The sequence below is a fragment of the Mesorhizobium sp. M1348 genome (genome assembly GCF_040317925.1).
GTDB lineage: Bacteria > Pseudomonadota > Alphaproteobacteria > Rhizobiales > Rhizobiaceae > Mesorhizobium.
Map to the genome: position 1 here is coordinate 498,971 of NZ_JAMYLH010000001.1, position 17,873 is coordinate 516,843.

Genomic DNA, 17,873 nt, shown 5'->3' on the forward strand with positions numbered 1-17,873 from the left:
CGAGGGGGGCGTCAAGGTAGTGCTAGCCAAAAGGGAGGTTCCATAGCCTTGCCGATACCTAGTCTCTGACCTGAGCTGGAAAGGGAGGGAGTTTGAGAGATGTGGATAAAAATGTTTGATGTTGAGAGTTCGAAAAACATTGCCCTGCCGAATCGCGTAGGTATCGAAAGTACTTGGAGGATGCGGCGTGGCCGTCAGTGAAAAAACAAAAGAAATTCTTGTCCACCTTTCCCGGCGTCCCGGTCACGATGAGGTCAAGGCAGATTTCCGAAGTCTTCTTACTGAGGAATTCGGCGCGGACATCCAGTCCGTGGATTTTGAACGCCGGGTTCCGGAAGTGCGCGGACGCATCGATGCCCTTATCGGGCGGACAGTCTTCGAGGCGAAATCCAATCTTGACCGTGAGTGGCCAGACGTTGCGCGGCGCATGCCCGACTATCTGGCCGATCGGGAACGCGAAGAGAGCGAGCGTTTTGTCGGCATTGCAAGCGATGGACTGAAGTGGGCGGTCTTCGAACTTAGGAACGGTGAGCTCGACAAGATAAAAGAAATCATTCTTGATCCCGACAAAGGAGAACTGTTTCTCGCTTGGCTTGACGGCGCGCTAGCGCTCAAATCATCGCTCCCACCCGAGCCTCTAACCATTCGTCTTGAATTGGGGCAGGATAGCGTCGCTTTCCGACGTGCATCGGAAGAGCTGATTGCGATCTGGCGGACGCTCGAACACCGGCCCGACGTGGCGTTGAAGAAGCAGCTCTGGTCGACGCTCCTCAAGATGGTCTATGGGCGTGACATAGAAAATGAGATGCTCTGGATACAGCATACGTTTCTAGTGATCGTCTCGAAATGCGTGGCGCTGGCCGTTCTCGACCTTGTAGAGGATGACCCGGCGCGTGTGCTCTCCGGGCGGGCGTTTCAGCAGGCCAACATATACGGCGCGGTGGAAAGCGATTTCTTCGACTGGATCGTCGCCGCGCCGGAGGGCGTGAGACTGGTGCGCAGGATCATGGCGCATGTCCGTCGCTTTCGTCTGCGTGAGGTCAAAAGCGATGTTCTGAAAATTCTCTATGAATCACTTATAGATCGTGAAGAGCGTCATGGCCTTGGTGAGTACTACACACCCGACTGGTTGGCGGCCAAGGTAGTACGAAACACAGTAAGTGCACCGGTCGAGCAAAAAGTTCTCGACCCTGCCTGTGGCTCAGGCACTTTCCTGTTTCACGCCATTCGCAATTTTCTGGTCGAAGCGGAAGAAGTCGATATGCCGGTTATCAACCGGGCGGCAGAAGCGACGCAGCTTATCTCAGGCATGGATATCCACCCTGTCGCAGTCATCATCGCGCGGGTCACCTATCTTCTGGCATTGGCGCCGGTGCTGAACCAGCGCTCTGGATCCCTGTCGATTCCCGTCTACCTCGGCGATGCCCTGCAACTGTCAATCAGCCGCATGCTAACCGACAAAGAGTTGACAATACGCGTTCCGCCGCCGGCAGCTGGCGACGGTCAAAGCGGTGAGCCCAATGGCAGTGGAGGCGAAAAACTCGATTTCCCTGAAGTGTTCTGTCGTGACCCGGCGTTGTTCGACAAAGCAATCGAGAGGATGCGCTCCGGTTCAGAGCAGAATATGACACGCCCGCAGGTCGAGCAGGCGCTGGCCCGGATTACCGAGCAGCATTACGCGGCAATTCCGACCGCCGGGGCGTTTCGCCAAGAAGGCCTAACAGAAGAGCAGAAACGCGGCATCGAAGATCTTGGCAAGACCTATTTGGTCTTCGACCGGTTGCGCCGCGAAGGACGTGACACTGTGTGGGCCTACGTGGCGCGCAATCTTTCACGCCCACTCTTCTTGTCGGCATCTGGCGGTTGGGCCAACGTTATAGTCGGTAATCCACCTTGGGTCGCTTTCAGACATATGAGCGCCGACCTGCAGGTGCGTTTTCGCGATCTCTCGAAAAGCGAGCGAGTTTTCGTCGGTGGCAAACTATCAACCCAGAACGATCTCTGCGCACTCTTCACGGTCCGCGCCGCATCGCTCTATCTGCGTTCCGGCGGCAAGCTGGCCTTCGTGTTACCGCTGGCGGCACTGACGCGGGGCCAATTTGAGAAATTTCGCTCCGGCATTTTTGAAAGCGTCAGGTTACGGTTCGATGAGACCTGGACAATGGACGATAGGGTGCAGCCACTGTTTCCGGTGCCGTCCTGCGTGATTTTTGCGACCAAGCGCCGCGTGGGTCAGCAGATGACGGAGAAAATCGTTCGTCGCGCGTATTCGGGCTCGCTGCCATATAGAGATGCGCCGGAAGATATCGCCGATGCAAGGCTCACCGTTGACGAAATGCCCGGTGATCTGACCGAGGCCACCTTTACTGGCGGCTCGGTCTATCGCAAGCAATTTCGGCAGGGTGCCACTCTAGTGCCACGCTTTCTCTGCTTCGTCGAAAGAAGGAATCTCGGCGCGCTCGGCGCCGACCCCAATGCGCCCTATGTCGTCAGCCGGCGTTCCACGCAAGAAAAGCCGCCTTGGAAAAGCCTGCCGGGGCTCGAGGGACGCGTGGAGAAGGAGTTCTTGAGACCGGTTCTGCTTGGTGAAAGCATTCTGCCATATCGCGTCTGGAGGCCCTTCGAGGGCGTGATCCCAGTGACGGCTAAAGGCGAGATGCTCTCTTCCGACACCGCACTTAATCGGGGATACCAAGGGATTGCTGAGTGGATGCGAGAAGCGGAGGCCACTTGGAAGGCCAATGCGTCCGAAAGCAACTCGCTATCGCTCAAACAACGCTGGGACTATCATGGGGAACTATCGTCGCAATTTCCGGTTGCCCCGATGCGAATTGTTTATGCAGCCTCTGGACAAATCCCGCTGCCTGCATACTTGAGAACATAGAAGCTGCAATAGAGCATAAACTGTATTGGACTGCGATCCGTGACCGCGACGAAGGCGGCTACCTAACGGCGCTTATCAATTCAGAGACCGTGCGCGGTCGAATTGAGGCGATGCAATCCAAAGGCCAGTGGGGAGCGCGTGATTTTGACAAGGTGGTATTCAATCTGCCGATCCCGCGTTTCGATCCGGCCATTAGGCTTCACACCGAACTGGCCGGCGCCGCAGCCAAAGCTGAAGAGATCGTCGCCTCTGTCGACATCGCCGAAACTGCCGGCTTCCAGCGCGCCCGAGGGATGATACGCGATACATTGAAAGAGGCCGGCGTGGCGCAGAAGATCGACGCGCTTGTAGCGCAGTTGTTGGATGGAAGCTGAGCGGATGCCCGGCAGAAATCAACTCGACCTTTTTGGCGCCGAAGAACAGTCCGACCTGTTCGACGAAGATGCGCCTACGGTTTATTATCACGGCGATCCGGATCGGGTGCGTGCGCGATTGCACAGGCTTATCGCGGAGGCGCGCAGTGCGGAAACGCTGCCTTGGGATCAGGATAGCGTCCGGCTCTACCGCAAGATCGTGCCACAGATGGTGCTTTGGCTGCCTGAGGAAGAGGCTGCGCAGTTGAAGTTCGAGTTCGAAGCCGAGATGGAGCGGCTTAAGGCGGCATGAATCAGCTTTCGCTTTTCGAGCCCGAACATGCCGTCACTGCGCCTCGCGCTCCTAACGTCGCCTATATCCGCAAGCACCTCAACCGACTGCTTCAGCTTGCCCGCAAGGCTGAGCGGCTGCCATGGAGCGGAGCCGAGGCAGCTAGCTGGGAGAAACTGTTTCCGGAGCTGACGCTGTTGCTTCCGCGGGAAGAAGGCGAGGCTTTGCGGGCTGCTTTTGCGTCGGAGTTGGAACGGCTTAAGGCCTAGGCCGGCGGGACAGCGCCCCCCTCTGGCCTGCCGGCCATCTCCCCCTCAGGTGGGGAGATTGGCTACTCGCAAACGCCGGCTCTGCCCCTCATCCGCCCCTTCGGGCACCTTCTCCCCGTGAACGGGGCGAAGGAAGTGGGCGCTTTACGCAAACGCGCCATGACAATGCTTATACTTCTTGCCCGACCCGCACGGGCAGGCTTCGTTGCGGCCGACCTTGCCCCAGGTGGCCGGGTTCTTCGGGTCGCGGTCTTCGGGGGCGACGATGGCATTGGTCTCCTGGCGGACCAGCACGGCCGTCTCGCCGCCTTCGAAATCGTCTTCGCCGGTGCTGCCGTCGATATGGCTGCCGAACATGTCGGGGGCCTCGGGCGGCGGCGCGTCGGCCGCCTGGCGGACCAGTTCGACGCGCATCAATTGCGCGGTGACGGCCTGGCGCAGATTGCCCAGCATCGCCTGGAACAGCTCGAACGCTTCGCCCTTGTACTCCTGCAGCGGATCGCGCTGGGCATAGCCGCGGAAGCCGACGACCGAGCGCAGATGGTCGAGATTGACGATGTGCTCGCGCCACAGATGGTCGAGCGTCTGCAGCACCACGGAGCGCTCGACGTAGGTCATCACGTCGGGGCCGAAGCGCTCGGCGCGCTCCTTGGCGGCGGCCTCGGCGGCCTGGCTGATGCGCTCGCGGATGTCGTCCTCGGCAATGCCTTCTTCCTTGACCCAGTCCTCGACCGGCAGATCGAGATTGAGGAACTCGGCGATCTCGGCCTTGAGACCGGCGACGTTCCACTGCTCGGCATAGGCGTTTTCGGGGATGTTCTTGGCGACGATCTCCTCGATGACGCCTTCGCGCATCTCGGTGATGGTCTCCGACAGGCCTTCGCCGTCCATCAGCTCGATGCGCTGTTCGAACACCACCTTGCGCTGGTCGTTGGAGACGTCGTCATATTTCAACAGGTTCTTGCGGATGTCGAAGTTGCGCGCCTCGACCTTCTTCTGCGCCTTCTCCAGCGCCTTGTTGATCCACGGGTGGATGATCGCCTCGTCTTCCTTGAGGCCGAGCTTTTGCAGCATGCCGTCCATGCGCTCGGAACCGAAGATGCGCATCAGGTCGTCCTGCAGCGACAGGAAGAATTTCGAGCGGCCAGGATCGCCCTGGCGGCCTGAGCGGCCGCGCAACTGGTTGTCGATGCGGCGCGATTCATGGCGCTCGGTGGCGAGCACGTAAAGACCGCCGGCGGCGAGCGCCTTTTCCTTCAGCCGGGCGATGTCGTCGCGGATTTCCTTTTCCCTGGCCTCGCGCTCGGGGCCGGCCGGCATGTCGCCAAGCTCCTCGGCGATGCGCATGTCGGCATTGCCGCCGAGCTGGATGTCGGTGCCGCGGCCGGCCATGTTGGTGGCGATGGTGATGGCACCGGGCTTGCCGGCCTGGGCAACGATCGCCGCCTCGCGCTCGTGGTGGCGGGCGTTCAGCACCTCGAAATCCTTGAAACCTTCCTTGCGCAGGCGTTCGGCCAGCTGTTCGGACTTTTCGATCGAGGTGGTGCCGACCAGCGTCGGCTGGCCCTTGGCGCGGGCTTCCTTGATCTCCTTGACGATCGCCTTGTATTTCTCCTCGACCGTCCGGTAGACCTCGTCGTCTTCGTCAAGGCGGATGACCGGCAGGTTGGTCGGGATCTCGGTGACGTCGAGATTGTAGATGTTGGCGAATTCCTCGGCCTCGGTCAGCGCCGTGCCGGTCATGCCGGCGAGCTTCTTGTAGAGGCGGAAATAGTTCTGGAAGGTGACCGAGGCGAGCGTCTGGTTCTCCGGCTGGATCGCCACATGCTCCTTGGCTTCGAGCGCCTGGTGCAGGCCCTCCGAATAGCGGCGGCCGGGCATCATGCGGCCGGTGAACTCGTCGATGATGACGATCTCGCCGTTGCGCACGATGTAGTCCTTGTCCCGCTGGAACAGCCGGTGCGCCTTCAGCGCGTTGTTGACGTGGTGGACGATGGCGACGTTCTCGACATCGTAGAGCGACTCGCCCTTGAGCAGGCCGGCATCGCGCAGCATGTTCTCCAGCTTCTCGGTGCCTTCCTCGGTGAAGATCGAGGTCTTCTGCTTCTCGTCGATCTCGTAGTCCTGCGGCTGCAGCTGGATGATGAAGGTGTCGATGGTGTTGTACATTTCCGAGCGGTCCTCGAGCGGACCGGAAATGATAAGCGGCGTGCGGGCCTCGTCGACCAGGATGGAATCGACCTCGTCGACGATCGCGTAGCTGTGACCACGCTGCACCATCTGGGCGCGCTCGTATTTCATGTTGTCGCGCAGATAGTCGAAGCCGAGCTCGTTGTTGGTGGCGTAGGTGACGTCGGCGGCGTAGGCGACGCGGCGCTCCTCGTCGGACAGGCCATGGACGATGACGCCGACCTTAAGGCCGAGGAATTTGTAGACGCGGCCCATCCATTCGGAGTCGCGCGTGGCCAGGTAATCGTTGACGGTGACGACATGGACGCCATTGCCGGCGAGCGCGTTGAGGTAGACCGGCAGCGTCGCCACCAGCGTCTTGCCTTCGCCGGTGCGCATCTCGGCAATGCCGCCATTGTGCAGCACCATGCCGCCGATCAGCTGTACGTCGAACGGCCGCATGCCGAGCACGCGGCGGGCGGCCTCGCGCACGGTAGCGAAGGCCGGCACCAGGAGGTCGTCCAGGCTGGCGCCATTGGCAATGTCCTGGCGGAATTTGTCGGTGCGGGCCTGAAGCTCGGCGTCGGAGAGCGCCCGCATCTCGTTTTCCATGGCATTGATCGCCTCGACGCGAGGCCGGGTCGATTTGACCCGACGATCGTTGGAGGAGCCGAAAACCTTACGGGCGAGACCGCCGAGACTGACCATCCAATGGCCCTTTCGATAGCATTCCAAGTCATTGCGATGGGCGCCGGCCGGCCCCATCAACTCCGCGTGAACGCGGGCAAACGCAAAAAGCGCCCGGAAAACGGTTCTGGACGCAAAGTCGTTGGACAGATAAGAGGGGGCTCATTCGATGTCAACGCCGCGCTCGCCGTGTCGACCGCGCCAAATTCCGCCACAATCCTGCTGGTCTGGAAGCCATTCCGCTCTAGCTACCCCGCTTTGGAGATAATCGTAATGTCCTTGTTGTTCCGCCGTGCGTCGCTCGCCAGCCTTGGTCTGGCATTCGGGCTGTCGGCCCTTTCGCTGTCGCCGCTGATGGCGCAGGAAGCCGCCCCTGCCCAGCCGGCAGCACCCGCTCCGGCCAAGCCGGTCGATCCGAACGCCGTGGTCGCCACCATCAACGGCCAGACGCTGACCGAGGCAGACCTTGGGCTTGCCGAGGGCGAGCTGTCGCAGCAGTTCGCGCAGCTTCCGCCCGAGCAGCGCCGCGCCGCGGCGCTTTCGGCGGCGATCGAAATCCGCGTCATGGCGGCTCAGGCGGTGACCACCGGCCTCGACAAGGATCCCGACTTCCAGCGCCGCATGGCCTTCCTGCAGCAGCGCGCGCTGCATGGCGAAATGGTCGAGAAGGGCGTCGTCAACAAGGTTACCGATGCCGAGGTCCGCGCCCGCTACGACCAGGAAATTGCCAACACGCCGCCTAGCAATGAGGTGCACGCCCGTCACATCCTCGTGAAGACGAAGGAAGAGGCCGACGCCATCATCAAGCAGCTCGACGGCGGCGCCGACTTCCAGAAACTCGCCAACGAGCACACCAGCGATCCGAGCGGCAAGACCAGCGGCGGCGATCTCGGCTGGTTCGGGCCTGGCCAGATGGTGCCGGAGTTCGACAAGGCGGTGTTTGCGCTGGCGGTCGGCAAATACACCGAGCAGCCGGTGCAGTCGCAGTTCGGCTGGCACGTCATCAAGGTCGAGGACAAGCGCACCAAGCAGCCGCCGGCCTTCGACCAGGTCAAGGACCAGGCGCGCCAGGCGGTCATCCGCGACAAGTATTTCGCGCTGGTCAAGTCGCTGCGCGCCAACGCCAAGGTCGACATCCCCGATGCCAACCTGAAGAAGACGGTCGACGCGCTGGAAAGCGCCAAATAGGCCAGATTGAGCTACGACAGGGCGCGCTGCCGCCCTGTCGCTTCTATTTGGTAGGGCGAGCGATGATGCGTCGACGCCGCCGCCGGACCGCCGTGGCGTCGCCGGCGCCGTCAACGACTATGCCTTTCAAGATATAACGTACCGCCCTGCGTAAGATCGCTTCGTCCTCGTCCAGGCGATCTGTCAGAAGGTGCGTCCAGGCAAACGAGGCGATCAAGTCGGCGACGACAGTGGCATCGACATCGGCTGCCACCTCTCCCCTTGCCTTGGCGCGTTCGACCATCTGGCCGGTATGGACGCGACGCCCTCTTGCGTATTCGGCGAGGGCGGCGGCCGCTTTTTCGTCCGACTGCGCCTCGGCGATCAGCGATCTGAACACGCTGCCCGACGATGTGTCGCGCCAGTGCGCGAACAAGCTCTTCAGAAAGCCGACGAGATCCTGCTCAAGGTTCCCGGTATCGGGATTGTCGACGCGCTTTTGCCGCTGATAAACATCGAGCAGCAGGACGGCCTTGCTTGGCCACCAGCGATAGATCGTCGGTTTTCCCGCGCGCGCCCGCCGCGCCACCGCCTCGATGGAGAAGCCGGAATAACCGGCTTCGACCAGTACCGCTTCGGCGGCATCGAGAATGGCGTCGGCGCTTTCGGGGCTGCGCCGTGCGCCGGCTGACTTGCGCCCAGGATCGGTGGTTTCGCCCATCTCTTCTTCCTTACCCGCGATTTCAGCAGCCATCATATACAACTCTTGACGAAACGAAACGATCCGTTTTATATGTAACGGAACGTTCCGTAACGATATGGAGAACAACAATGACTCCGACCGCCGCCACCCGCTTTTCGCGCCTGCGCTTCGCCCTGCTGGTGCTGCTCGGCGTCTATCCGCTGATCACTGCCATTTTGTACGTGGTTTTCCGCTGACGCAGGAATGGCAAATCTGGCAACGTACGCTGGTCATCGCGCCGCTGATGGTCTCGATCATGATCTGGGGACTGATTCCGGGCGTGCAGCGGGCGTTTCGCGGGTTCATCAACCCAACGGTGCGGTGATGTTCATTCCAGCGCTTGCGACGTTTCCGACACAACGCGCCACGCTCCGTCAGTCATAACGAGCTCAAGCGTTACCCGCGCCTTGCCGGTCAGGCGCTGCGCCGATTTGTCTTTCGGTACATAATCGTAGCTCATGGCGAAAACCACGTCGGCGCGGTCCTTGCCGTGCGGCGTCACCTCGAGGCTGCCGGGCTCGAGATCGAACGACCACGACGCCCATTGCGCGAACCAGTCGGCCTTGACCTTGACGATGGCCTCGCTGTCGTAACGCGTGCCGTAGATGGTGGCCGACGAACCGTAAAGCCGCTTGACCGTTTCGCGCATTCTCCTGGCATCAGGCGCCAGATAGTTTTCGCGCAGGAATTTTTCGATGGCACCCTTGTCGCCGACGGAGCGCTCAAGCGCCGCCACCTGCGACGCGGGAGCCGGGCTGACGGCCGGTTTCGGTTGCTGGGCAGTGTCTCCGCCCGGAACGAATTCGAAACGCTCGAGCAGCGATCCCTGCTCCCACGGACGCTGCGCCTCGCGCGTTGCGGAAACGACGTCGCGGCGCACCGCGATCATCATGTCGTTGATGCTCTGTCCGGGCTCGGCCATATGCCGCAAAAGTGCCGCGGCAAAGGGCGAGTTGCGCCCCGTCCCGTCCATTGCGACGGCGCCGGGTGCCGTCGAGAAGGCGATGAACGAGCCGCGTGTCGACTCGAACTGGGCAAGGCCGGCGAGGGCCGTCGCCGAGCGCGTCGTGGCGCTGCGGCTGAGACTTCGGGCAAACGGGTTGTTGCGGCAGGCATCGAGGAAGACCAGGCTGACCTTGGTCTGCTGCTCCATGATGTCGAGAACCTCGTCGATCGGCACCGCCTCGAGCTGGAGCTTGACCGGCATGTCCAGCCGGGCGTCGACCGGCACGATGAAGTTGCGCCCGTCGACCTGCAGGCCGTGGCCGGCATAGTAGAACAGCCCGGCACCGGCACCTTGCAGCGCATCGGAGAATTCGCCGATCTTGCGTTCGAGTTCGCGCTTGCCGAGATCGTTGCCTTCGATCACCTCGAAACCGATGGCGCGCAGCTTGTCGGCGATGTCGAGCGCATCGTTGACGGGATTGGCCAGCGTGCCGGCTTCGGCGTAGCTGCCGTTGCCTACCACAAGCGCTACGCGCCGCGCCGTCTGCGCATCCGCGCGCAGCAGCAGAAAGCCCAGAAACGCCAGTGCCAAGACCACAAGCCTGCCCATCGGGCAGGATCATAGCGCTATCGGCCGCAGCGACGCCAACAAATTTGCAACAGTCTTGCTTGCGGCCGGGGCAGGTGTCAGGCTTCCGGCACCCACAACGGCTGTGAAAACGCCTTGCGCCGGCGCGCGCTATCGGGCAAACCGGCGTTCCTTTCGCGATTTTTCCCGCCCGGGGTCTTCCATGTCCACAGAGGTTTCGCCGCTCGCGCCGAAGAAATATCCCAAGATGCCGGTGATCGAGGGCGTGCGCATCGCCACCGCCGAGGCCGGCATAAAATACAAGAACCGCACCGACTTGCTGGCCATGGTGTTCGACGCCGGCACCACCGTCGCCGGCGTCTTCACCAAATCAAAGTGCCCGTCGGCGCCCGTCGATTTCTGCCGGCAGAACCTCGTGGCCGGCAAGGCACGTGTGCTGGTCGTCAATTCCGGCAATGCCAATGCCTTTACCGGCCAGAAGGGCCGGGCCTCGACGGCACTCACGGGCGAGGTGGCAGCGAAAGCAGCCGGCTGCACAGCAGGCGAGGTGTTCCTGGCCTCGACCGGCGTCATCGGCGAACCGCTCGACACCGGCAAGTTCAGCCATCTGCTGGCCGGGCTGGTCAAGGACGGCAAGCCGGAATTGTGGACCGAAGCCGCCAAGGCGATCATGACCACCGACACCTATCCCAAACTGGCGACCGCGACGGTCAAGCTCGGCGATGCCGACGTCACCATCAACGGTATCGCCAAGGGCGCCGGGATGATCGCGCCCGACATGGCGACGATGCTTTCCTTCATCGCCACCGATGCGCCGATCGCAGCACCCGTGCTGCAGGATCTCTTGTCGCGCGGCACGTCCAAGACCTTCAACGCGGTTACCGTCGACAGCGACACCTCGACCAGCGACACGCTGCTGATGTTCGCCACGGGTGCTGCCGCCAGGCGCGGCGCGCCGGCAATTTCCGACCCCAAGGATGCGCGCCTCGGCGCCTTCCGCCGTGCCCTCGGCAAGGTGCTGAAATCGCTGGCGCTGCAGGTGGTACGCGACGGCGAGGGCGCCCGCAAGCAGGTCGAGGTCACCGTCACCGGGGCCAAATCGGCCCGCTCGGCCAAGCGCATCGCGCTGTCGATCGCCAATTCGCCGCTGGTCAAGACGGCAGTCGCCGGCGAGGACGCCAATTGGGGCCGCGTCGTCATGGCCGTCGGCAAGGCCGGCGAACCGGCCGACCGCGACCTTCTGTCGATCTGGTTCGGCGACAACCGCCTGGCGTATCAGGGCGAGCGCGACGCCGCCTATTCCGAAGCGGCGACTTCGGCGTATATGAAGCGCGACGAGATCCGCATCCGCGCCGATATCGGCATCGGCCGCGGCAAGGCGACGGTGTGGACCTGTGACCTCACCAAGGAATATGTCGCCATCAATGGCGACTATCGGAGCTGATGGCGTTGGCTTCCAGACATCCGGCAAGCGTGTTGGCGATCGTGCGCCGCTACGAGGCGGCCGGCTTTCGTGCCTGGCCGGCGGCCGCCGTCCATTATGATGGTACCTGGGTGGTGCGGCTGACGGCCGGCCACCCGGCCAAGCGGCTGAATTCGGTCAATCCGCTCGATCCGGGCGACATCCAGCACATTGCCGAGCGCATCGGCCGCGCCAGCCGCCGCTTCGACGCCTATGGCAGGCCGCTGACCTTTCGCATCTCGCCGCTGTCGGGGCCGGATCTGTCAAAGTACCTCGACAGCGAGGGCTGGAGCACATTCGCGGAGTCGCTCGTCATGCGGCTGCCGTTGGCGGACGCCGCGCTCGAAGATGCCATGGACCAGATTCCGTTGAAGGACATCAGCCGTTTCATCGGTGCCGCGCTCAAGGTGAGCGGCTCGCATGTGTCGCTGCGGCCGGGCCTGTCGGAGATCATCGGCGCCATCCAGCCGGAGGCGGGGCTGTTTGCGCTGGAGGCCGGCAGCGAGCCGCTGGCAACGTTGATCTGCGTGCATGACGGCGACCTTGCCGGGCTGTTCGAGATCGCCACCGACAGATCGGTGCGCAACCAGGGCCATGGCCGCCACCTCATCCGGTCGGCGTTGAAATGGGCGCGGCTGCGCGGGGCGCGGGAAGCCTGGCTGCAGGTCGAGGCGGACAACGCGCCGGCGCTGGCGCTTTACCGTTCGCTCGGATTCGACGAAGTCTATCGCTATCACTATCGCCGGCCACAAGGCGCATGAGCGGCTCAAACACGGCCGGCAAGCGCCTGCTCCTGGTCGCGGCCTGCGCGCTCGTCGATGCCGACGGGCGCGTGCTGTTGGCGCAGCGGCCCGAAGGCAAGCAACTCGCCGGCCTGTGGGAGTTTCCGGGCGGCAAGGTCGAGCCCGGTGAGACGCCGGAACAATGCCTGATCCGCGAATTGTACGAGGAGATCGGCATCGAGACCGACATCCCTTGCCTGGCGCCACTCACCTTTGCCAGCCATTCCTACGATGATTTTCACCTGCTGATGCCGCTGTTCGTCTGCCGTCGCTTTCGTGGCATTGCCCAGCCGAAGGAAGGCCAGGTGCTGAAATGGGTGCGGCCGCGCCAGATGCGCGATTTTCCAATGCCGCCGGCCGATGCCCCGCTGATCCAGTTCCTCATCGATCTGCTGTAACGGCCGACCTCCCGTAAACCGGGCAGCTCCGCAACGCGATATCGGCAGCGTTAATGAAAGATTTATCTGGCCGTGAAAAATTGACGCAAGGCGGTTACGCCGATTTCACCGCTGGGGAGCGATTTGCATGAGCTTCGACAAGGACTGGGACTCGCCTTGGCCCGACCGCCTTCCTGGCGCCGCAAATGCCGGCATGGGAATACTGCGCATCACCCTTTTGTTCGGCTCGGCCGCGGTGGCTCTGGCGTTGATCGCGACGCCCTACCTCGACAGCCGGACCCGCTCGCAGTTTGCCCGCGACGGCCTTGATACGATGAGCACCGGCTCGATCGGCCAGCGCGACAGCTATACGCTGCGCAAGAGCGTGCTGCAGCCGCTGCCCGGTTCGGTCTGCGTTATACGGGTCGATGGCAGAAGCAGCGGCGACTGCTGACGTCCTCAACAGATCTCTACAATGCAGCTGTTTCACTGCCCGTTAAGCCTGTCGCGTTAACCTTTCTTAACGGGTCGGCGCTAGGTTCGGGCAAGAGGGATGGGCGCCCATGAAAATCTTGCTGCAACGATTTTTAGAAGACGAGAGGGGTGCGACGGCTATCGAATATGGTTTGATCGTTGCCGTGCTGTCGCTTGCCATTGTCGCTGGCGTCGGCCGGGCTGCCGGTGCGATTCAGTGGCTGTTCAGCGACAACAGCAGCAAGCTTGCCAACGCTTTTGCGCAGTGACCCGCTTGGTTCTTGCGTGGGTACGCTTAGCTTTTTGCGCAAGGATCCGGTCAGGAGCCGCCGGGGTTTTCCAGGATCGTCTTCAGCGATATTTTTGCGGAGCCCGGCTTCAGCGGTTTTTGCTGAGAGGCATCGGGCGCCCAGCCTGACATCCAGACCACCGAGAAACTCGCCCTGACGCGGCCATCGGCATCCGAAAACCGCTCGGCATAGATTTCGGCGGCGCGCGCGAACAATGCTCGCGTGCCCGGCCGCCTAGTGCGGTCGACAAGAGCGCTGGTCTCGCCCATGGCGCGCAGGTCGGCGACCAGGCCAAACAGGGAATCATAGCGCACCGTGATCGTCTCGACGTCGGCAACCGGCAGTGCCAGGCCGGCGCGCTGCAGCAGCGCGCCGGCGTCGCGGACGTCGGTGAACGGGATCACACGCGGGCTGGCGCCGCCATAGAGCTCGGTCTCGGCGGCAAGCAGGCTTTCGCGCAGCTCGGAAAGCGTGCCTGTGCCGGCGAAGGCGCCGAGGAAAAGCCCGTCCGGCTTCAGCGCCCGGCGGATCTGCACCAGCATGCCGGGAATGTCGTTCATCGCCTGCAGCGACAGCAGCGAGACTGCGAGGTCGAGGCTCTCCGGTTCGAATGGCACGGTTTCCAACGGCGCCACCACTCCTGGCTGGCCGCCCAGGAAAGCGGCGTCGGCCTCGACGCGCACGTTTTCCGTAACCTTGCCGCTTTCAGCGAGCACCTCTGCTGCTGCCGGCGTCTGGCAAAACAATGAGGCCGCCTTGCCGAACCTGCGTTCGACAGCGCCGAGCCGGTCGGCAAGATCCTCGGCCGCCCGCCGCATGAGGAAATCCGCCCCGGCGATGGGGCGGGCCAGAGCCCGGCGCTTGCGCGCCAGCCAGAGCGAGGTGTCGATTACAGGCTGCAATGGGCAGGTCCTTGTGCTTCGCTCTCTGATATAGTGATGCGGAGGACCAATCACGTGGCCGATCCGATGCCAGAGATCAAGCGTATTGCGATCAAGAGCATTGCCCGAAAGGCAGTGGGCTGGCCGGCGCGCCTCTTGTTCCCGCCGGTCTGCGCCGGCTGCCGCCGCCATGTCTCGCAGCCCGGGGTGTTGTGCGGCGCCTGCTGGCCGAAACTCAGGCTGCTGGAACGGCCATGGTGCCCGGTGATGGGCACGCCGTTCACCCACAATATGGGTGAGGGGTTCCTGTCGGCAGAGGCGATAGCCGACCCGCCGCCGTTCGAGCGCGCGCGGGCGGCGGTCGCCTATTCCGGCGTTGCCCGCCAGATGGTGCAAGGGCTGAAATACCAGGATCGGACCGATCTGGCGCCGTGGATGGCGCGCTGGATGCTTCGCGCCGGTGCCGAGCTCATCGCCGAGGCCGAGGTGGTCGTGCCGGTGCCGCTGCACTGGCGGCGCTTCTTCAGGCGGCAGTTCAACCAGTCGGCGGAACTGGCGCGGGCGGTGGCGCAGCTCGGCGGGCGGCCTTTCGCGCCATCAGCCATCAAGCGCGTCAAACTCACGCGCCAGCAGGTCGGGCTGGAGCGGCGGGAACGCGAGGAAAATGTTCGCGCCGCATTCAAAGTGCCTGATGAGGCGGAGATCGAAATCGCCGGCCGTCGGGTGCTGTTGATCGACGATGTCTACACCACCGGCGCCACCGTCCGCGCGGTCGCCAGGGCATTGAAGAAGGGCGGTGCCGGCGCAGTCGACGTACTGACCTTCGCGCGTGTGCTGCCGGGGGACTTTCGGGCCGACGAATCGGCGCCTATATAGCCTAGATGACAGCGGAACGAGGCAGGGTTGCTGACCGATGGTCGATGTGACGATCTACACGCGGATGATGTGCGGCTATTGCACCGCGGCCAAGCGGCTGCTCGAGAGGAAGGGCGTCGCCTATACCGAGCATGACGCCTCCTTCTCGCCGGAACTGCGCCAGGAAATGATCTCCCGGGCCCATGGCCGTTCCACCTTTCCGCAGATATTCATCGGCGACACGCATGTCGGCGGCTCCGACGATCTCCACGAATTGGAGGCGGAAGGACGGCTGGACAGATTGCTCGCCAACGGCTCGACCAGATAAGGACATGACCATGGGTGCCATCAAGTCGGGGGGTGCTTTCAAGGCGGCGGCGATCCAGATGCGTTCGGGAACCAGCCCGGAGCGCAATGCGGTCGATCTGGAACGGCTGGTGCGCGAGGCGGCAGGCCTTGGCGCGACCTATGTCCAGACCCCGGAAATGACCGGCGCGCTGATCCGCGACAGCCAAGCGCGGGCCGCTTCCTTCACCTCCGAAGACAAGGACATCGTCGTCTCGACGTCGCGGAGGCTGGCCAAGGAGCTCGGCATCTTCCTGCATATCGGCTCGACCGCCATTCTGCGCGCCGACGGCAAGCTTGCCAACCGCGCCCTTCTGTTCGGGCCGGACGGCGCCACGATCGCCACCTACGACAAGATTCACATGTTCGACGTCGATCTCGACAATGGCGAGAGCTGGCGCGAATCCGTCGCCTATGAGCCGGGCACCGAAGCCGTCGTCGCCGAAATCGATGGCGCGAAGCTCGGCTTTGCCGTCTGCTACGATCTGCGCTTTCCGCAGCTGTTCCGTGCCGAGGCGCTGGCCGGCGCCGATCTGCTTTCGGTGCCCGCCGCCTTCACCCGCCAGACCGGCGAAGCGCATTGGCATGTGCTGCTCAGGGCGCGCGCCATCGAAAACGGCGCCTATGTGGTTGCCGCCGCGCAAGGCGGAGTGCACGAGGACGGCCGCGAAACCTATGGCCATTCGCTGATCGTCGATCCCTGGGGCCGCATCGTCGCCGAGGCTGCCCATGACGAGCCGGCTGTGATCGTCACCGAGATCGACGCGGCGCAGTCAGTCGCCGCACGCAAGAAGATACCGAATCTCAAAAACGCACGCGATTTTGCCGTAAACGCCGGTTCGGCGGAGGCAATGCCGCTCAGGGGTGCCGCCTCTTGATCCGCTTTTCCCTGATCTGCGAGCACGAGCACGAATTCGAGGCCTGGTTCCGCAGCAACGACGATTTCGACACACAGAAGAAGCGCGGTTTCGTCGATTGCCCGGCCTGCGGCTCGCACAAGGTCGAGAAGGCGCTGATGGCGCCTGCCGTCTCGACCGGGCGCAACCAGGAAAAGATCGCGCTGGCCATGGGCGAGGCGCAAAAGCAGGCGCTGGCCCAGCTCAAGGCCATGGCGGAGAAGGTGCGCGAGAACGCCGACTATGTCGGCGACAAATTTGCCGAGGAAGCGCGCAAGATCCACTTTGGCGAGAGCGATCCACGCGGCATCTATGGCGAGGCGACGCTGGAGGAGGCCAAGAGCCTCGCCGATGACGGCGTCGAGTTCTTGCCTATTCCAAGCTTCCCCGACGACCGCAACTGATCGGTCAACCTGCTCCAGACATAGCGAGGCATCTCTTCGCCAGGCAGCGCCGTGATCGTGAAAGTCGGCGCCGTCGCCTGCGACAGCCGACCGGCTGCGTCGGGGCGCCGATGCTGCCGCCCCCTTTCACAAGCGTTCGCAGTTTCAGGCCGAGCAGCAAGGATGGGCTTCTCGGGTAATCGTTTCGCTTTTTCCTTCATGCCCACTGCCTGACGGGCTTGCTTCACTGGACGGGCTTGCTTCCGCATAGGCTGCAAACTGGCGTTCAAGCGCCTTGATCGCACTGCTGCGCCAGCCCTCCGCCAGGGATTCCGACATGGGATCGGGGAAGATTTCCTCCTCGCCGTTCTCCACGCCGTCCAGGATTGCCCGCGCGACAGACTCCGGAGAGGCCTTCGCTATGTCCAGGCCCCGGGTCATGTCCGTGTCCACGGGGCCGGGAAGGACCCTGTGGACGCTGACACCCCGTCCGGCCAGGAGGGTGCGCAGCGACTGTGACAGGGAGAATGAGGCCGCCTTCGAGACCGAGTAGGCCGGACTGAACGGCACGGCGGCAATCGAGGCCAGCGACAGAATGTTGACGATGGCTCCCCGCGACCGGGCCAGCAACGGCAGCAGTGCCTGGGTAACGTCATACGAGCCGAAGAGGTTTACGGCGAGCTGTTGTTCGAGCACACGACGGTCGCTGAGGTCATCGAAGGGCGATACGCCGGCGTTGTTGATGAGGATATCGAGAGCATCGATCTTCTCGACGGCCTCCCGGATCTGCGCAGCGTTGGTCACATCCATGGTCAGGGACGTCACACGCCGGTCCGGGTGGGCCATTGGTTGGCGGGTTGCGGCGAAGACGCGCTTTACGCCTCTGCTCAGGGCTTCCTCGACCAGTGCCCGACCGATGCCCCGATTGGCTCCAGTCACCAGGATGGTTGAACCTTCGATCTTCATTGCGTCTCTCCTAGTGCTTATCGTTGCGTTCGAGCTAGTGCACAATCGCGTCGCAACTCAGGTTG

The 17,873-nt window shown here is 63.0% G+C and carries 20 protein-coding genes; 15 read left to right on the forward strand and 5 right to left on the reverse strand.

From position 1 onward, the window contains the following. The first annotated feature begins 187 nt into the window (after nucleotides 1–187). The 4 genes from NKH13_RS02545 (at nucleotide 188) to NKH13_RS02560 (ending at nucleotide 3,798) form a co-directional block, all read left to right on the forward strand. A complete protein-coding gene (locus tag NKH13_RS02545) occupies nucleotides 188–2,884 on the forward strand; it encodes an N-6 DNA methylase (RefSeq protein WP_352910421.1) in 2,697 nt (898 codons plus the stop codon). A 110-nt stretch (nucleotides 2,885–2,994) separates the two neighbouring features. After that, complete coding sequence (locus NKH13_RS02550) at nucleotides 2,995–3,258, forward strand: hypothetical protein (RefSeq protein WP_352910424.1); 264 nt, start codon at nucleotides 2,995–2,997, stop codon at nucleotides 3,256–3,258. A 4-nt stretch (nucleotides 3,259–3,262) separates the two neighbouring features. After that, nucleotides 3,263–3,550: a hypothetical protein gene (locus NKH13_RS02555; protein ID WP_352910426.1), complete on the forward strand. Its 288-nt coding sequence runs from the start codon at nucleotides 3,263–3,265 to the stop codon at nucleotides 3,548–3,550. Then, on the forward strand, nucleotides 3,547–3,798 hold the full coding sequence (locus tag NKH13_RS02560) for a hypothetical protein (protein ID WP_352910428.1): 252 nt from the start codon (nucleotides 3,547–3,549) through the stop codon (nucleotides 3,796–3,798). Before NKH13_RS02555 ends, NKH13_RS02560 begins: the two co-directional genes overlap by 4 nt. 144 nt (nucleotides 3,799–3,942) lie before the next feature. Here NKH13_RS02560 and secA read toward each other — a convergent pair whose 3' ends face one another. Further along, the gene (secA, locus tag NKH13_RS02565) at nucleotides 3,943–6,675 is read right to left on the reverse strand and encodes a preprotein translocase subunit SecA (RefSeq protein ID WP_352910430.1); all 2,733 of its coding nucleotides are present in this window, start codon (nucleotides 6,673–6,675) and stop codon (nucleotides 3,943–3,945) included. 252 nt (nucleotides 6,676–6,927) lie between these two features. On the opposite strand from secA, the gene NKH13_RS02570 reads away from it, so the two are divergent. Then, complete coding sequence (locus NKH13_RS02570; RefSeq protein ID WP_352910432.1) at nucleotides 6,928–7,842, forward strand: peptidylprolyl isomerase; 915 nt, start codon at nucleotides 6,928–6,930, stop codon at nucleotides 7,840–7,842. Between the two features lie 43 nt (nucleotides 7,843–7,885). Here NKH13_RS02570 and NKH13_RS02575 read toward each other — a convergent pair whose 3' ends face one another. Next, nucleotides 7,886–8,542, reverse strand: a complete 657-nt coding sequence (locus NKH13_RS02575; RefSeq protein WP_352910790.1) for a TetR/AcrR family transcriptional regulator — start codon at nucleotides 8,540–8,542, stop codon at nucleotides 7,886–7,888. Nucleotides 8,543–8,807: 265 nt separating this feature from the next. On the opposite strand from NKH13_RS02575, the gene NKH13_RS35590 reads away from it, so the two are divergent. Further along, entirely contained in the window at nucleotides 8,808–8,888 is an 81-nt protein-coding gene (locus NKH13_RS35590; RefSeq protein WP_502912331.1) for a hypothetical protein, read from the forward strand. Between the two features lie 3 nt (nucleotides 8,889–8,891). Here NKH13_RS35590 and NKH13_RS02580 read toward each other — a convergent pair whose 3' ends face one another. Beyond that, nucleotides 8,892–10,118 carry a caspase family protein gene (locus tag NKH13_RS02580; protein ID WP_352910434.1) on the reverse strand — a complete coding sequence of 409 codons (1,227 nt, stop codon included), beginning with the start codon at nucleotides 10,116–10,118 and terminating at the stop codon, nucleotides 8,892–8,894. Nucleotides 10,119–10,299: 181 nt separating this feature from the next. Between NKH13_RS02580 and argJ the strand changes: the two genes are divergently transcribed. From argJ to NKH13_RS02605, 5 genes are all read left to right on the forward strand, one after another. Beyond that, complete coding sequence (argJ, locus tag NKH13_RS02585; protein WP_352910437.1) at nucleotides 10,300–11,541, forward strand: bifunctional glutamate N-acetyltransferase/amino-acid acetyltransferase ArgJ; 1,242 nt, start codon at nucleotides 10,300–10,302, stop codon at nucleotides 11,539–11,541. After that, nucleotides 11,541–12,320: a GNAT family N-acetyltransferase gene (locus tag NKH13_RS02590; RefSeq protein WP_352467596.1), complete on the forward strand. Its 780-nt coding sequence runs from the start codon at nucleotides 11,541–11,543 to the stop codon at nucleotides 12,318–12,320. Before argJ ends, NKH13_RS02590 begins: the two co-directional genes overlap by 1 nt. Beyond that, on the forward strand, nucleotides 12,317–12,739 hold the full coding sequence (locus NKH13_RS02595; protein ID WP_352910442.1) for a (deoxy)nucleoside triphosphate pyrophosphohydrolase: 423 nt from the start codon (nucleotides 12,317–12,319) through the stop codon (nucleotides 12,737–12,739). Before NKH13_RS02590 ends, NKH13_RS02595 begins: the two co-directional genes overlap by 4 nt. A 127-nt stretch (nucleotides 12,740–12,866) precedes the next feature. Beyond that, nucleotides 12,867–13,172: a hypothetical protein gene (locus NKH13_RS02600; protein WP_352910445.1), complete on the forward strand. Its 306-nt coding sequence runs from the start codon at nucleotides 12,867–12,869 to the stop codon at nucleotides 13,170–13,172. Between the two features lie 109 nt (nucleotides 13,173–13,281). Continuing rightward, nucleotides 13,282–13,461: a Flp family type IVb pilin gene (locus NKH13_RS02605; protein ID WP_352910447.1), complete on the forward strand. Its 180-nt coding sequence runs from the start codon at nucleotides 13,282–13,284 to the stop codon at nucleotides 13,459–13,461. A gap of 50 nt (nucleotides 13,462–13,511) precedes the next feature. On the opposite strand, the gene NKH13_RS02610 is transcribed toward NKH13_RS02605, so the two are convergent. Continuing rightward, the gene (locus NKH13_RS02610) at nucleotides 13,512–14,384 is read right to left on the reverse strand and encodes a methyltransferase domain-containing protein (RefSeq protein WP_352910449.1); all 873 of its coding nucleotides are present in this window, start codon (nucleotides 14,382–14,384) and stop codon (nucleotides 13,512–13,514) included. A gap of 54 nt (nucleotides 14,385–14,438) precedes the next feature. On the opposite strand from NKH13_RS02610, the gene NKH13_RS02615 reads away from it, so the two are divergent. The 4 genes from NKH13_RS02615 to NKH13_RS02630 are packed head-to-tail and all read left to right on the forward strand — an operon-like array spanning nucleotide 14,439 to nucleotide 16,863. Then, nucleotides 14,439–15,239 (forward strand): ComF family protein, encoded by an 801-nt coding sequence (locus NKH13_RS02615; RefSeq protein ID WP_352910451.1) that lies wholly within the window; start codon nucleotides 14,439–14,441, stop codon nucleotides 15,237–15,239. 37 nt (nucleotides 15,240–15,276) lie between these two features. Next, nucleotides 15,277–15,546, forward strand: a complete 270-nt coding sequence (gene grxC, locus NKH13_RS02620) for a glutaredoxin 3 (protein WP_352910454.1) — start codon at nucleotides 15,277–15,279, stop codon at nucleotides 15,544–15,546. Between the two features lie 10 nt (nucleotides 15,547–15,556). Beyond that, entirely contained in the window at nucleotides 15,557–16,441 is an 885-nt protein-coding gene (locus tag NKH13_RS02625; RefSeq protein WP_352910457.1) for a carbon-nitrogen hydrolase family protein, read from the forward strand. Then, on the forward strand, nucleotides 16,438–16,863 hold the full coding sequence (locus NKH13_RS02630; protein ID WP_352910459.1) for a DUF1178 family protein: 426 nt from the start codon (nucleotides 16,438–16,440) through the stop codon (nucleotides 16,861–16,863). Before NKH13_RS02625 ends, NKH13_RS02630 begins: the two co-directional genes overlap by 4 nt. Nucleotides 16,864–17,007: 144 nt before the next feature. Here NKH13_RS02630 and NKH13_RS02635 read toward each other — a convergent pair whose 3' ends face one another. Next, the gene (locus NKH13_RS02635; RefSeq protein ID WP_352910462.1) at nucleotides 17,008–17,808 is read right to left on the reverse strand and encodes an SDR family NAD(P)-dependent oxidoreductase; all 801 of its coding nucleotides are present in this window, start codon (nucleotides 17,806–17,808) and stop codon (nucleotides 17,008–17,010) included. Between the last annotated feature and the right edge of the window lie 65 nt (nucleotides 17,809–17,873).

What these genes read in the sequence shown, in the direction of transcription:
- NKH13_RS02580 (WP_352910434.1), bottom strand. Translation starts at nt 10,118, where the DNA reads ATGGGCAGGCTTGTGGTCTTGGCACTGGCGTTTCTGGGCTTTCTGCTG.
- NKH13_RS02590 (WP_352467596.1), top strand. Translation starts at nt 11,541, where the DNA reads ATGGCGTTGGCTTCCAGACATCCGGCAAGCGTGTTGGCGATCGTGCGC.
- NKH13_RS02570 (WP_352910432.1), top strand. Translation starts at nt 6,928, where the DNA reads ATGTCCTTGTTGTTCCGCCGTGCGTCGCTCGCCAGCCTTGGTCTGGCA.
- NKH13_RS02595 (WP_352910442.1), top strand. Translation starts at nt 12,317, where the DNA reads ATGAGCGGCTCAAACACGGCCGGCAAGCGCCTGCTCCTGGTCGCGGCC.
- NKH13_RS02550 (WP_352910424.1), top strand. Translation starts at nt 2,995, where the DNA reads ATGCAATCCAAAGGCCAGTGGGGAGCGCGTGATTTTGACAAGGTGGTA.
- NKH13_RS02605 (WP_352910447.1), top strand. Translation starts at nt 13,282, where the DNA reads ATGAAAATCTTGCTGCAACGATTTTTAGAAGACGAGAGGGGTGCGACG.
- secA (WP_352910430.1), bottom strand. Translation starts at nt 6,675, where the DNA reads ATGGTCAGTCTCGGCGGTCTCGCCCGTAAGGTTTTCGGCTCCTCCAAC.
- NKH13_RS02555 (WP_352910426.1), top strand. Translation starts at nt 3,263, where the DNA reads ATGCCCGGCAGAAATCAACTCGACCTTTTTGGCGCCGAAGAACAGTCC.
- NKH13_RS02625 (WP_352910457.1), top strand. Translation starts at nt 15,557, where the DNA reads ATGGGTGCCATCAAGTCGGGGGGTGCTTTCAAGGCGGCGGCGATCCAG.
- NKH13_RS35590 (WP_502912331.1), top strand. Translation starts at nt 8,808, where the DNA reads ATGGTCTCGATCATGATCTGGGGACTGATTCCGGGCGTGCAGCGGGCG.
- NKH13_RS02575 (WP_352910790.1), bottom strand. Translation starts at nt 8,542, where the DNA reads ATGGGCGAAACCACCGATCCTGGGCGCAAGTCAGCCGGCGCACGGCGC.
- NKH13_RS02600 (WP_352910445.1), top strand. Translation starts at nt 12,867, where the DNA reads ATGAGCTTCGACAAGGACTGGGACTCGCCTTGGCCCGACCGCCTTCCT.
- grxC (WP_352910454.1), top strand. Translation starts at nt 15,277, where the DNA reads ATGGTCGATGTGACGATCTACACGCGGATGATGTGCGGCTATTGCACC.
- NKH13_RS02560 (WP_352910428.1), top strand. Translation starts at nt 3,547, where the DNA reads ATGAATCAGCTTTCGCTTTTCGAGCCCGAACATGCCGTCACTGCGCCT.
- NKH13_RS02635 (WP_352910462.1), bottom strand. Translation starts at nt 17,808, where the DNA reads ATGAAGATCGAAGGTTCAACCATCCTGGTGACTGGAGCCAATCGGGGC.
- argJ (WP_352910437.1), top strand. Translation starts at nt 10,300, where the DNA reads ATGTCCACAGAGGTTTCGCCGCTCGCGCCGAAGAAATATCCCAAGATG.